This window comes from Nonomuraea salmonea (assembly GCF_042428605.1).
GTDB classification, from domain to species: Bacteria; Actinomycetota; Actinomycetes; order Streptosporangiales; family Streptosporangiaceae; genus Nonomuraea; species Nonomuraea salmonea.
Map to the genome: position 1 here is coordinate 1 of NZ_JBHMCF010000058.1, position 12,870 is coordinate 12,870.

The following is a 12,870-nucleotide window of genomic DNA, read 5'->3' on the forward strand; positions in this document are numbered from 1 at the left end:
CCTGCCATCTCATGCAGCGCAAGCGATCAAAGGGACATCAACTCGCGAACCGCCCTCTGACAGCATCTCTGACGCTCTCGCCACGGTCCTGCCCGCTCTCACGAAGGACCGCCCCGGCCGTCCGGACGCCGAGATCTTGCGTACGGCCCTGCGCAAGTACGCCCTCCTGCCTGAGGCCAGACGTCGCCCTGATATGCCGTTGGAGAGCAAGCAGGCGCTTCGGTGGCTGGAAGGTGCCTCGCTCGACCTGACCGACCTGAACGAGACCAAGACAGTACGTCTGGCGCTCGACACCCTCGCTCTCCGCCTCGACGGCAAGCCCGCGAGCGCCAACACGGTCCGCCGCAAGCGCGCGGTCCTTCACGCCGTTCTGGAGTACGCAGTGGAACTGGAGGAACTGCCCTCCAACCCCGTGCACAAGGTCAAGTGGAAGCCGCCCAAAACCACGGAGACCGTAGACCCTCGGGTGGTGGTGAATCCTCGTCAGGCTGAGGCATTGCTGGCAGCAGTTGCCTCCGTGGGCGGACGAGGCCGCGGACGTCGGCTCCAGGCCATGTTCGCCTGCATGTACTACGCCGCCCTCCGCCCCGGCGAGACGGTGGCGCTCCGCCAGCAGGACTGTCATCTTCCGGCAACTGGCTGGGGCCGCATCCTCGTGGATGTCTCCCGGCCGGAGGTCAACGTCCAGTGGACCGACACCGGCGACGCCCACGAGGAACGCGGGCTCAAACACCGGGGCCGCGACGATGTCCGGCCGGTGCCCATCCCGCCCAAGCTGGTTCGGATTCTTCGGCAACACATCGAGGAGTTCGGCGTCGCCGAGGATGGCCGGCTGTTCCGCAGCGAGCGCGGTGGAGTCGTCGCCTCAACGGCCTACACGGAGGTCTGGCAAGAGGCCCGGAAGCTGGCCCTGACGCCCGCCCAGTTCGCCTCACCGCTCGCTCGCCGCCCGTACGACCTGAGGCACGCGGCGGTGTCCCTCTGGTTGAACGTGGGTGTGCCCGCTCCTGACGTAGCCGAGCGCGCCGGGCACGGCGTGGACGTGCTCCTCAGGGTCTACGCCAAGTGCCTCGACGGCCAACAGGAGATCGCCAACATGCGGATTGAGGACGCTCTCCCCGCATGATCAACCAGCACCGCCCCGAAGGGTCCCGGAACGCCACCGGGACCCTTCGCCGTTCCCGATGCGTTCCTACGCCCGCGCGTTCCGCGAATCCTCCGGATCATGGCCTCCGACCAGGGGATACGCTCCATGATCCATTCCGGACATATTCCGGGACCTGCGACAACGGGCCGCTCACGGCGGCATCTGGCTGCATGACCCCTGAAATGCAGAAGAGGCCCCGTAGGGCCTCTGAGCTGCGCTAACTGCGTGTGGCAGGTGCAAGGTTCGAACTTGCGTAGGCTGAGCCGACGGTTTTACAGACCGCTCCCTTTGGCCACTCGGGCAACCTGCCGTGCCATCCGCTCTCGCGGCGACAGAAAGAAGAATAGCGGACTTCGGAGGTGTACGTGACACCGGTTTGTCCCGAGCCGGATCTCTTTCGATCTCCGCCAGGGCCACCTCCCCCGTGCGAGGAGCGGTGGATGGGGTGAAAACGGATGGATCGGGCGTACGGGAGGGTCGGGGTACGGGGTGAGCAAGGGGGCGGGGTCCTGCACGGCGGGCCGATGCTGGCTAGGCTCGTGCGCTGGGTCCGTGCGTTCGCAGCCGGGCCGGTTCACCGCAGCTGAGAGGATGGGTGCTTTGGCCGATTCATCTTTCGACATCGTTAGCAAGATCGACCGCCAGGAGGTCGACAACGCCCTCAATCAGACGGTCAAGGAGCTCGGGCACCGCTTCGACTTCAAGGGTACGGGGGCGAGCATCAGTTGGTCCGGGCAGAACAACATCGAGATCAAGGCGAACAGTGAAGAGCGGGCGAACGCGGCGCTCGACGTCTTCAAGGAGAAGATCGTCAAGCGCGGGCTGTCGCTGAAGGTCCTCGACGCCGATGAGCCGAAGCTGTCCGGCAAGGAGTATCGGCTGATGGTGGCCCTCAAGGAGGGCATCGATCAGGAGCATGCCAAGAAGATCTCCAAGCTGATCCGCGATGAGGGCCCGAAGGGAGTCAAGGCGCAGATTCAGGGCGAGGAGCTTCGGGTCAGCTCCAAGAAGAAGGACGACCTCCAGGACGTCATCACCATGCTCAAGGGCAAGGATCTGGACATCGCCCTGCAGTTCGTGAACTACCGCTAGTCAGCCAGAGCATGCTGGGCCGGCTCGTGTTCCGGGGCACAACGGCGGCAGGACGCGCCGTCAGCGACGCGCCGTCAGCGACGCGCCTTGTGCCTCGGGCCGCTGGCTCCGTTTCGGTCTAGTGCGTTTCACCGCGCGGCCATGACCGTCACCGCCCCGGTCCGGTACGTCCCGCCACACGACCACGGCGACGGCCGCTTCGTTTCGGTCCGGTACGTCTCGTCGTACGGCCGCGACCGTATGCTCCTTAGACGTGACGAAAATCCCCCTGCGTCGATTCACGGCGCGCGTGCTGCCCATCGATGAGCATGACCGCGTTCTCCTGCTGCACGGTCTCGATCCGGCTCAGCCGGAGCGGCGGTTCTGGTTCACGATCGGCGGGGCCAGGGAGGACGGCGAGACTCTGCAGGAGGCGGCGGCGCGCGAGCTGTACGAGGAGGTCGGCGTCCAGGCGCGGGCCGAAAAGTTCACGGGGCCGCATGCCGAGGCGCTGGTCGAGTTCGAGTGGGGCGACTACGCCTTCACTCAGGACCAGGCATTCTTCGCGATCCGGCTCGGCGGGCAGGCGGCGGTGTCGTTCGAGCACATGGAGCAGATCGAGAAGGACACGACGCTCGGGCACCGCTGGTGGAGCGCCGAGGAGCTCGAGGCCACCGACGAGACCGTCTTTCCCGAGGACCTCGCGGTGATCCTGCGGAAGATCACCGCGGTCGAGTAGGCGTCAGCGGCGGTAGCCCGCCATGCGCTCCAGGCGGGCGACCCGCTCCGAGGTGGGCGGGTGGGTGGAGAACAGGCGGCCGAAGCCGGAGCCGCTGAACGGGTTCGCGATCATCATGTGCGAGGCCGAGGTCAGGCGGCTGTTCTCGGGAAGCGGAAGCCGGCGGGCGCCCATCTCGATCTTGCGGAGGGCCGAGGCGAGCGCGAGCGGGTCGCCGGTCAGCCGGGCGCCCGATTCGTCCGCCTGGAACTCCCGCGTACGGGAGATCGCCATCTGCACCATCATGGCCGCCACCGGGCCGAGCACCATCATCAGCAGCGCGCCGAGGAAGCCCGGCCCCTCGTCGTCGTCGGAGCCGCCGAAGAACACGGTCACGTAGCTGAGCCAGGTGATCATCGTGGCGAGCGCGCCCGCCACCGAGGAGATCAGGATGTCGCGGTTGTACACGTGGGACAGCTCGTGCCCGATCACGCCGCGCAGCTCGGACTCGTCGAGCAGCCGGGTCAGCCCGTACGTGACGCACACGGCCGCCCTGCGCGGGCTTCTGCCGGTCGCGAACGCGTTCGGCTGCGCCGTCGGCGAGATGTACAGGCGCGGCATCGGCTGGCGGGCCTCGGTGGACAGCTCGCGGACGATTCGGTAGAGGGTGGGCTGCTCGACCTCGCTGACCGGTCTGGCGCGCATCGCCGACAGGGCGATGCGGTCGGAGAAGAAGTACGCGACGCCGTTGCTCGCCAGCGCGAGCATGAGCGCGACCTGCACACCGGTACCGCCGCCCAACCACGCGCCCACCGCGAGAATCAGCGCCGACAGCCCGCCGAGCAATACGGCGGTGCGCAGACCGTTGTGGTGCAAGGTCCCCCCCTTCGTGGTCCGGGTTCCACCACGTCCAACGATGATGACCCGGCTCTTCGTTCCCCAATGTGCTCACGCGGGGGCGGAGCGCGACACGTGGGGTCAGGACAGGGACGACACGTCGAGCACGAGCTGCGGCGCGAACGAGAACAGCACGGCCGCCACCACGGCGACGCCCATGGCGTACCAGGCGGTGGCGGGCGCCCTGAGCGGTGCTCTTTCTCCCGGAGCGAAGAGGCGGGCGGTCCATACGGCGTAGTAGTAGAGGCCGATCACGGTGTTGACGGCCATGACGAGCGCCAGCCAGCCGGCGCCGCCCGCGACGATCTCGCGGAAGACGAACACCTTCGCGAACAGCCCGGCCAGGCCGGGCGGCAGGCCGGCCAGGCAGATCAGGCAGAACGCGAGCGCCAGCCCGGCCGCCGGGCGCCGGAACACCAGGCCGCGGTAGTCGTCGAGCTCGGTGCGGGAGACGAGCATGACGACGGTGAACGCGCCGAGGTTCATGGCGGCGTAGATGACGAGGTACGCGATGGACGACCGCACCGCGGACTCGCCCGTCACCGCGAGCGGCGCGAGGATGTAGCCGGACTGCGCGACCGAGGACCAGGCCAGCAGGCGTACGGCGGAACGCTGGCGCATCGCGAGCAGGTTGCCCACGGTCATGGTGAGCGCGGCCAGGATGCCGACGATCGGCGCCCAGGTGTCGGCCTGCCCCCCGAGCGCGGCGACCAGGACGAGGATCAACCCGGCGAATCCGGACGCCTTGGAGATGACCGAGAGGAGCGCGGCGACCGGGATGGGCGCGCCCTGGTAGACGTCGGCCGCCCACGCGTGGAACGGCACCGCGGCGATCTTGAACGCGAACCCGGCGACCACGAGCACCACGCCGACCGTCACGACCGCGGGCAGGCCCTCGGACATGGCCTCAGGAGCCCCTGGAGCCGCCACCTGGCCGCCGAATACTCCGGACAAGCGGGACAGATAGACCGTGCCCGCGATGCCGTACAGGAGCGACACGCCGAAGAGCATGATCGCGGTAGAGACCACCGACACCACGAACAGCTTCACCGCCGCCTCCGACGAGCGGCCGTCGTAGCGTTTGAGCGCGGTGAGGGCGAAGACGGGGAGCGAGACCAGCTCGAGCGCCACGACGAGCATGATCAGGTCGCGGGACGCGGGCAGGCTGACCGCGCCGACGAGGGTGCAGAGGAGGAGGAAGTACCACTCGCCGACGGGGATGCCGCCGCGGGCCAGCTCGGTCATCGACATCAGGACGACCACCACCGCGGCCACCAGCACCAGCCCGGCGAACACCAGCGTGAAACCGTCGGCCACGAACGAGCACGTCATCGCCGTTCCGCCCAGGTTCCGCGGGACGCAGAACGTCGACCGCGAGCCCGTGCCGAGCGCCTGCGCGACCACGAACCCGGCCGCGATCACGACCCCCGCCAGCGTCAGCAGGCCGCTCAGGAGCGGGCGGGACGGCAGGAACGCGTCGAGCAGCAGCACCAGGGCCGCCGTCAGGGCCAGCACCAGCGGGGGTGCGATCACGAAGTAGTCGATCTGCTGGATCATGAGAGGGCTCCCAGCAGGGCTTGCACGGGGGGTGTGGTCAGGGAGAGCAGCAGGCCGGGCCAGAGGCCGAACAGCAGGGTCAGCACCACCAGCGGGGTCCAGGCCAGCCACTCGTTGGGCTCGACGTCGGGCGTGTCGGGCGCAGGAGCCGCTCGTTCCGCGGTCGCGGTCACAGCGGTGGTGGCCGCCGCATCGGGCTCCCGGCCGATCAGTGTGACCGGGCGTTCGTCTGGGACGCTGCTGGGCATCAGGCGGTCGTCGACCGCCGGCCGTTCCGTCCCGGCGGCCGTGCGCGGCCGTCCGTGGGTGACGCGTGACAGCATGACCAGGAAGTACGCCGCCGTCAGGACCGCGCCCAGCCCGCCGATCACCATGTACGTACGGAAGAGCCCGAGCGGCAGCCCGGCGCCCGGCTGGAACGCCCCGAGCAGCGCCAGCATCTCCCCCCAGAACCCGGCCAGCCCCGGCAGCCCCAGGGAGGCGATCGCCGCGAACGTCAGCAGCGAGCCCAGCCTGGGCAGCCGCGCCAGCAGGCCGCCGCCCAGGGTGGGCATGTCGGCGGTGTGGTGGCGCTCTTTGATGGCGCCGGCCAAGAAGAACAGCAGGCCGGTGATGAGGCCGTGGGCGACGTTCGCGAAGAGTGCGCCGTTGATGCCGACCGGCGTGAGCGTGGCGAAGCCGAGCAGGACGAAGCCCATGTGGCCCACCGACGAGTACGCGATCATGCGCTTCAGGTCACGCTGGGCCAGGCAGGCCAGGGCGCCGTACACGATGCCGACCACCGCGAACGCCCCCAGCCACGGCGCCACCGCCGCCGCCCCCTCGGGCAGGACGGGGATGGCGATGCGGGCGAAACCGTACGTGCCCATCTTCAGCAGCACGCCCGCGAGCAGCACCGAGCCGACGGTGGGAGCCTCGGTGTGGGCGTCGGGCAGCCACGTGTGCAGCGGCCACATCGGCGTCTTCACCGCCAGACCCACGCCGATCGCCACGAACGCCAGGATCTGCACGGACCTCGACATCCCGGCCCCGTGGGACTCGCTGAGCTCCACGATGTCCAGCGTGCCAGTCTGCGCCCACACCAGCAGCAGGCCGAGCAGCATGACGACCGAGCCCAGCAGCGTGTACAGGATGAACTTCACCGATGCCGCCCTGCGCCCCTCGCCGCCCCAGATGCCGATCAGGAAATACATCGGGATGAGGACGATCTCGAAGAAGACGAAGAACAGCAGCAGGTCGAGGGCCAGGAATGTGCCGATCATGCCCACTTCGAGCACCAGCAGCGTGAACACGAGCGCCCTCGGCCGTGCCCCCACGGATCCGCGTCCCCGGCTGAGGTAGACGAAGCACAAGAACGTCAGCAGCGCCGTCAGCGTGACCAGCGGCAGCGAGATGCCGTCGACGCCGAGGTGGAAGCGCAGCCCCAGGTCGGGGATCCACGGCAGGTCCAGCTCGAACTGCATCGCGGCCGGGCGGGCGTAGTCGAAGGCCGCCACGAGCACGAGGCTCGCGACCAGCGTGACGGCCGAGAGGATCAGTCCGTACGTCCTGAGCACGGGACGCAGGGCGTCTGGGGCGAGGAGGAGCAGGAGGGCGCCCAGCAGCGGCACGGCCAGGAGGACGACCGGGATCCAGGCCATCATCTGCACACCACCGCCCGGAACCGCCCCATGATCGGCGTCGAGGGCCAGGCCATCATGCGCACATCACCGCCCGGGTCCGCCGCGTCATGTGAACACCACCGCCCCCACCGCGATCAGCAGGACGCCGGCCAGGAGGCCGCTCACGTAGAGCTGGACGTTGCCGTTCTGGGCCAGGCGCAGGACTGCCGACAGGCCGCGGGCCGACCTGCCCGATCCGCGTACGGCACCGTCCACGACCGTGTCGTCCGTCCGCACCACCGCCGTGGCCAGGGCCAAGATCGGGCGGACGAACAGGGCCGCGTACAGGGTGTCGGCGTAGAACGCCCGCTCGCACGGCGCCCGCAGCGGCCCCAGGAGGCGGGCCGGGTCGGCGAGGGGGTCGCTGCGCCAGAACGCGTAGACGACGCCCGCGCCGAGCAGCGCGAGCACGACGCTGACGGCGGCCACGCCGAACGCGACGTGGAGCTCACCCGCGAAGCCGAGCAGCAGGGCGGGGACGGCCAGGACGACGACGGGGACGAGCATCGTGCGCGGAGCCTCCCTGACGTCCACGACGTGGGCGGTGCCGGGCGGCGGCTCCGGGAGCGCCACGGCTCTGGGCTCGCCGAAGAAGGTGCGCAGCCAGGCCCTGGTGGCGTACGCGCCGGTGACGGCGACGGTCGCGAGCGCGCATCCGTACAGGAGGAGGGCCGCCGCGTCGGTCAGGCCGGGGCCGGCCAGGGCGCGGTCCATCGCGAGGAGCAGGCCGTCCTTGCTGAAGAAACCGCTGGCCGGCGGGAGACCCATCAGGGCGGCGAACCCGATCGTCATCGTCACGAACGTCACCGGCAGCTCCCTGCGCAGGCCGCCCATCCGCGTCATCAGGTTGGAGCCGACGTGGTGGATCACCAGGCCCGCGCACAGGAACAGCAGCGCCTTGAACGCGCCGTGCGTGAGCAGGTGGAAGACGGCCGCGGTGTCGGAGCCGGCCGCGAGCCCGCCGGCCATGTAGGCGAGCTGGCTGACCGTGGAGTAGGCGAGCACGCGTTTCAGGTCGTCCTGGGCGAGCGCGGCCAGCGCGGCGCCCAGCATGCCCAGCGCCGCGATGACGGCCAGCACGTCGAGCGTGGGACGTGCGGCGAGGAACGCGGGGAACAGCCTGGCCACGATGAAGATGCCGGCCGCGACCATCGTGGCGGCGTGGATCAGCGCGCTGATCGGGGTCGGGCCCGCCATGGCGTCGGGCAGCCACGTGTGCAGCGGCACCTGGGCGCTCTTGCCCGCGACGCCGGCCAGCAGCAGCATCGTGGCCGTCACGACCGTCGCCGTGGACATCTCGGGCACCTTCGCCAGGACGTCGGCGATGCGGAAACTGCCCGCCCCCATGCCGAGCACGAAGATGCCGAACAGGAAGCCGACGTCGCCCAGCCGCGTCACCAGGAACGCCTTGATCGCGGCGCGTGAATTGCCGCGGTCTTCCCACCAGTGGCCGATGAGGAGGTAGGAGCAGAGGCCCATGATCTCCCAGCCCACGTAGAGGACCAGGAGGTCGCCCGCGTAGACGACCAGGAGCATCGCGCTGGTGAACAGGCTGATGAAGGCGCTGTAGGAGGGGTAGCGCGGGTCGTCTTCGAGGTAGCCGACCGAATAGATCTGTACGGCCAGCGCCACCAGGGTCACGAGGACGCCCAGGACGGCGGAGAGCGCGTCGGCCTGGAGCGTCAGGGAGATCGGGACGCCGCCGGTGATGATCGTGCCGTAGGTCTGGCCGGTGGGTGCGGCTGGTGTGGTGGTGTGCGTGAAGTAGCTGAAACCCGGCGTCCAGGCCAGCCAGGCCGCCAGGACGGCTGCGGCCGCGGTGGGGAGGATGGCGATCCAGGCCGCCCGCTTGGTGCCCGTGGTGGTCGTCGGCGGTCTGCCTGGGCGCCAGCGGGACACCAGCAGACCGGCCGCCGCCGCTGCGAACGGGAGCAGCACGACCAGGAGGGGGAAGGTCGTCATCGCTTACCACCGCCTCGGTTGACGGGGCGCTCGGAGTCGTCCTGGGTGTGGTCGGCAGGTCTCGCGGGCTCGGAGTCGTCCTGGGTGTGGTCGGCAGGTCTCGCGGGCTCGGCGGTCGTGCTGGGGTGACCGTCGGGTGGACTCGCACGACCGTCCCCCACCTTGCTGGGCGTGCCGGCGTGACCGGCCGCGGCACGGGTGTGGTCGTCGGTGGGGCTTGTGATGGGGTCTGGGCTGTCGTCGGCGGGTTCGGTGAGGGCGCGGAGATGGTCCAGGTCGATGGTCTGGCGGTTGCGGTAGAGGGCGAGCACGATGGCCAGGCCCAGGCCCACCTCGGCGGCGGCGATGACGATGACGAAGAGGGTGAGCACCTGGCCGCTGTGCAGGCGGTCGCCCAGCCATACATCGAACGCGACCAGGTTGAGGTTGACGGCGTTGAGCATCAGCTCGACCGACATCAGGACGAGGATCGTGTTGCGTCGTGCGAGCACGCCGTAGACGCCGATGGAGAACAGGAGCGCGGAGACGACCGCCGGGTAGACGATGTGCACTACTGACCCCCGGTCTCGTCGGGTGGTGCGCCGTCCGCGGCCTCGTTGGATGGCGGGCCGTTCACGCGCTCGTCGGATGACAGGTCACGCACGGTCTGATCCGAGGGTGTGCTGCGCTCGGGTCCGTCAGATGGTGAGGGGCTCTGCCGGCCGCCGGGTGTGAGGGCGGGGCCGTTGTTCCCTTGCTGCTGCGCGGAGGTGCGGGTGGGGGCGCCTGGGATGTCGGTGCGGGACAGGACTATGGCGCCGATCAGGGCCGCCAGCAGGAGGACGGACAGTGCCTCGAAGGGGAGGACCCACGTCGCGAAGATGCTGGCGCCCAGCTCCTTGGCGGCGCCGGGGCCTGGAGTCAGGGGTGTGTAGGCCGTACGGAAGCCGTCGATCACGACCGTGACGAGGATCGTCGCCGTCGCCACCGCCACTACGGCCGCCACCACTTTGTTGCCGCTGTCGAGGTCGGCGGAGCGGCCTATGGGCGCGCGGGTGAGCATGATGCCGAACAGGAGCAGCACGATGATCGCGCCCACGTAGATGAGCACCTGGACCCAGGCCACGAACTCCGCTGTGAGCACGAGGTAGCCCCCGGCGAGCGCGCCGAAGCAGACCACGAGCCAGAGGGCCGCGTGGACGATTTGCTTGGTCATGACGACGAGCAGCGCCGATCCAACCGCTACCGCTCCCAGCAGCAAGAAGACGATCTCTTGCCCGGTGGGTGACAGGTAGGAGGGCACCGCCTCGGTCACGACTCCTCCTCGGACTCCTCCGACTCGTCAGGACCGAGCCGCCCTGGGGGCCTGATGGACCGTGGATCGGCCATCCTGCGCCGGCGGCGGCTCGCGGCAGAAGTCTGCCCTTGCTGATCGGGCTTCGGTGGCGACTCGCCCTCGGCTGTGGACAACTCGCCGGGAGGCGACTCGCCTGTGGATGAAGGCCCTTCTCGGTCTTTCTGTGCGGGGTTCTCTTGAGGTGCGGTCTGCTCGTCTTGAGGTGCGGTCTGCTCGTCTTGAGGTGCGGTCTGCTCGTCTTGTGGTGCGGTCTGCTCGTCTTGTGGTGCGGGTTGCTGGTCTTGTGGTGCGGGTTGCTGGTTCGCGGCTGGGGTGCCCTTCGCCTCTTGGGGCTGTGGCGCTGGGCCTGCGGAGGGTTCGTCCTTCGAGGGGAGGGCGCCCGGAGGGCGGATTCCCCGAACGTTCGTCATGGCGCGGCGAGGACGGCCTCCCGGGCGGGACGGCCCGGCGGTGGGGCCCTGTTCGGCGGGCGTGGCGCCCTGAGTGAGCCCCGCACCGGATGCCGGCGGAGTGCCCTGGTCTGGGCCGGAGGCCGCCGTTGTGCCCTGGTCTGGGCCGGAAGTCGCCGTGGTTTCCTCATCCCTGCTGGGAGTTGGGGCCTTCTCCGAAGTTGGTGTGCGCTTGGCCGCGGGTGGCTGGTCTCTCTTGGGAGCAGCGGGACGGGGTGGGCGGCGGGCTGCGGTCAGTTCCTTGGGGAGCTCGGCGCCTGGGTCATGAGCGGGCGGCGGGGGGACGGTCTGGACCCAGGTGGACAGTTTGTCCTTCTCGTGGAGGAGGTTGCGGATGTCGCCTTCCGCGTACTCGAACTCCGGGGACCAGAAGAGCGCGTCGAACGGGCAGACCTCGATGCAGATGCCGCAGTACATGCACAGCGAGAAGTCGATCGCGAAGCGGTCGAGGACGTTGCGCTGCCTGGCGCGGCCGCCCTCAGGCGCCGGGATCGTCTCCTTGTGCGAGTCGATGTAGATGCACCAGTCGGGGCATTCGCGGGCGCAGAGCATGCACGAGGTGCAGTTCTCCTCGACCAGCGCGATGACGCCGCGGCTGCGGGGCGGCAGGTCGGGCTTGACCTCGGGGTATTGCTGCGTGACGGATTTGCGCAGCATGTGGCGAAGGGTGATGGACAGCCCTTTCGCCAGTCCCACTCCCGGTATCCGCCCCATGGTTCAACATCATGACGCACTTGGGGCTGGACGTGAATGAGGGAGTGGGGTTGTCCCCAGGTTTTCCACAGCTATCCACAGGCTGACGGGTAGTTATCCACAAGCTGTGTGCATGTCCGATATGAACGGGTGGCAGGGCGATAGTCTCTCCGCCATGCAGCACAGCCATCCGATCCGGCCGAGCGGCCTGCGGTGGACGGCCGCCGTGGTGTGGGCCTGTCTGCCGCTGCTCACCTGCGGCTTCGCGACCCCGTTCACGGTGGGGTTCGCGGCGTTCTGGCTGCGCAACGTCTGGCACGCGGTGGCGGCGTGTGTCTATCTGGTCGGCATGGGGTCGTTCACCCTCGCCGTGCTGGCCTATCCCAATGACGACGCTCCCGCCGAGCTGACCGTGCCCGTCACGCTGGGGCTCCTGCTCAGCTGGGTCGGCGGGGTCATCCATTCGGGGATTCTGGTGCCGTTCATGGCGAAAGCTCGCATGACGGCGGTTTTCACTCCGGCTGTCACTCCCACTCCGACTCCGACTCCTCGTCCCCCAGCAGACGTGCGGCAGCGCACCACCGCTCCGTCCGTGCATCGGCCGCTGGGGCAGCCGCAGTGGATCGGGCACTACCGCGTGGAGCGGCAGCTCGGGCGCGGCGGGCAGGGCGCGGTCTACCTCGCCATGGCGCCCAACGGGGTGCGGGTGGCGGTGAAGGTGCTGCACGATCTGGTCGATGACGTGGCCAGGACGAGGTTCGCGCGCGAGGTGGAGGCGGCGCGGCGGGTGGCGACGTTTTCCACAGCCCGGGTGCTCGACGTGAACATCGGCGGGCAGCACGCGTACATCGTCAGCGAGTACGTGGACGGGCCGTCGCTGGAGCAGCTCGTCAGGAAGCACGGGCCGCGGGATGAGGACGGTCTGACGCGGCTGGCGTTGTCCACAGCCGGGGCGCTGGCGGCCATCCACAAAGCGGGGGTCGTTCACCGGGATTTCAAGCCGAGCAACGTGCTGATCGGGCACGACGGGCCGCGGGTGATCGACTTCGGCATCGCCAGGGCGCTCGATCAGATGACGATGACGTCCGGGAAAATGGTGGGCACTCCGCCTTACATGTCGCCTGAGCAGCTCAAGGGCGAGACCGTGGGGCCGCCGTCCGACGTGTTCAGCTGGGCGGTGACGATGGTGTTCGCGGCCACCGGGCGGCCGGCGTTCGGGGAGGACACGGTGCCGGCGGTGTTCAATCGGGTGCTCAATCATGCTCCCGATCTGTCGCGGTTGCCGGCCGGCTTACGCGACGTCGTGGGCGCCTGCCTGAGCAAGCAGCCCACGGATCGTCCGTCAGCCTCCGACGTGATGCTGGCCATCGTCCGCTGAC

General features: G+C 69.3%; 11 protein-coding genes and 1 tRNA gene. 4 read left to right on the plus strand and 8 right to left on the minus strand.

The window, feature by feature from the left end:
* Positions 1–1,126, plus strand: a 1,126-nt coding sequence (locus ACFFR3_RS46480; RefSeq protein WP_379485260.1) for a tyrosine-type recombinase/integrase, incomplete at its 5' end; no start/stop codon positions are given.
* A 249-nt stretch (positions 1,127–1,375) separates the two neighbouring features.
* Here the strand turns inward: ACFFR3_RS46480 and ACFFR3_RS46485 are convergent.
* A tRNA-Tyr gene (locus ACFFR3_RS46485) sits at positions 1,376–1,457 on the minus strand.
* A gap of 281 nt (positions 1,458–1,738) precedes the next feature.
* Here ACFFR3_RS46485 and ACFFR3_RS46490 point away from each other — a divergent pair.
* Together ACFFR3_RS46490 and ACFFR3_RS46495 are read left to right on the plus strand one after the other, a co-directional pair.
* Positions 1,739–2,239: a YajQ family cyclic di-GMP-binding protein gene (locus tag ACFFR3_RS46490; protein ID WP_364375838.1), complete on the plus strand. Its 501-nt coding sequence runs from the start codon at positions 1,739–1,741 to the stop codon at positions 2,237–2,239.
* 253 nt (positions 2,240–2,492) lie between these two features.
* On the plus strand, positions 2,493–2,957 hold the full coding sequence (locus tag ACFFR3_RS46495) for an NUDIX hydrolase (RefSeq protein WP_379485261.1): 465 nt from the start codon (positions 2,493–2,495) through the stop codon (positions 2,955–2,957).
* 3 nt (positions 2,958–2,960) lie between these two features.
* Here ACFFR3_RS46495 and htpX read toward each other — a convergent pair whose 3' ends face one another.
* From htpX to ACFFR3_RS46530, 7 genes are all read right to left on the minus strand, one after another.
* The gene (gene htpX, locus ACFFR3_RS46500) at positions 2,961–3,812 is read right to left on the minus strand and encodes a zinc metalloprotease HtpX (protein WP_345394587.1); all 852 of its coding nucleotides are present in this window, start codon (positions 3,810–3,812) and stop codon (positions 2,961–2,963) included.
* Between the two features lie 102 nt (positions 3,813–3,914).
* Positions 3,915–5,390, minus strand: coding sequence for an NADH-quinone oxidoreductase subunit N (locus ACFFR3_RS46505; RefSeq protein ID WP_379485262.1), 1,476 nt, complete (start codon positions 5,388–5,390; stop codon positions 3,915–3,917).
* Positions 5,387–7,033: a complex I subunit 4 family protein gene (locus tag ACFFR3_RS46510; protein WP_379485263.1), complete on the minus strand. Its 1,647-nt coding sequence runs from the start codon at positions 7,031–7,033 to the stop codon at positions 5,387–5,389. The genes ACFFR3_RS46505 and ACFFR3_RS46510 overlap by 4 nt, the downstream gene beginning before the upstream one ends.
* Positions 7,034–7,117: 84 nt before the next feature.
* The gene (locus ACFFR3_RS46515) at positions 7,118–9,013 is read right to left on the minus strand and encodes an NADH-quinone oxidoreductase subunit 5 family protein (protein WP_364375664.1); all 1,896 of its coding nucleotides are present in this window, start codon (positions 9,011–9,013) and stop codon (positions 7,118–7,120) included.
* Positions 9,010–9,564 (minus strand): NADH-quinone oxidoreductase subunit NuoK, encoded by a 555-nt coding sequence (gene nuoK, locus ACFFR3_RS50300; protein WP_446686069.1) that lies wholly within the window; start codon positions 9,562–9,564, stop codon positions 9,010–9,012. Before nuoK ends, ACFFR3_RS46515 begins: the two co-directional genes overlap by 4 nt.
* Positions 9,564–10,307 (minus strand): NADH-quinone oxidoreductase subunit J family protein, encoded by a 744-nt coding sequence (locus tag ACFFR3_RS46525; RefSeq protein WP_345394581.1) that lies wholly within the window; start codon positions 10,305–10,307, stop codon positions 9,564–9,566. The genes nuoK and ACFFR3_RS46525 overlap by 1 nt, the downstream gene beginning before the upstream one ends.
* The gene (locus ACFFR3_RS46530; RefSeq protein ID WP_345394578.1) at positions 10,304–11,455 is read right to left on the minus strand and encodes a 4Fe-4S binding protein; all 1,152 of its coding nucleotides are present in this window, start codon (positions 11,453–11,455) and stop codon (positions 10,304–10,306) included. The genes ACFFR3_RS46525 and ACFFR3_RS46530 overlap by 4 nt, the downstream gene beginning before the upstream one ends.
* A gap of 211 nt (positions 11,456–11,666) precedes the next feature.
* Here ACFFR3_RS46530 and ACFFR3_RS46535 point away from each other — a divergent pair, with 211 nt between their 5' ends.
* Positions 11,667–12,869: a serine/threonine-protein kinase gene (locus ACFFR3_RS46535; protein ID WP_379485264.1), complete on the plus strand. Its 1,203-nt coding sequence runs from the start codon at positions 11,667–11,669 to the stop codon at positions 12,867–12,869.
* Position 12,870: the final 1 nt, after the last annotated feature.

Bases quoted from the DNA above. Each gene is read 5' to 3' on its own strand.
- ACFFR3_RS46490 (WP_364375838.1), top strand. From the start codon at position 1,739: ATGGGTGCTTTGGCCGATTCATCTTTCGACATCGTTAGCAAGATCGAC.
- ACFFR3_RS46535 (WP_379485264.1), top strand. From the start codon at position 11,667: ATGCAGCACAGCCATCCGATCCGGCCGAGCGGCCTGCGGTGGACGGCC.
- ACFFR3_RS46505 (WP_379485262.1), bottom strand. From the start codon at position 5,390: ATGATCCAGCAGATCGACTACTTCGTGATCGCACCCCCGCTGGTGCTG.
- ACFFR3_RS46515 (WP_364375664.1), bottom strand. From the start codon at position 9,013: ATGACGACCTTCCCCCTCCTGGTCGTGCTGCTCCCGTTCGCAGCGGCG.
- ACFFR3_RS46510 (WP_379485263.1), bottom strand. From the start codon at position 7,033: ATGATGGCCTGGATCCCGGTCGTCCTCCTGGCCGTGCCGCTGCTGGGC.
- ACFFR3_RS46530 (WP_345394578.1), bottom strand. From the start codon at position 11,455: ATGCTGCGCAAATCCGTCACGCAGCAATACCCCGAGGTCAAGCCCGAC.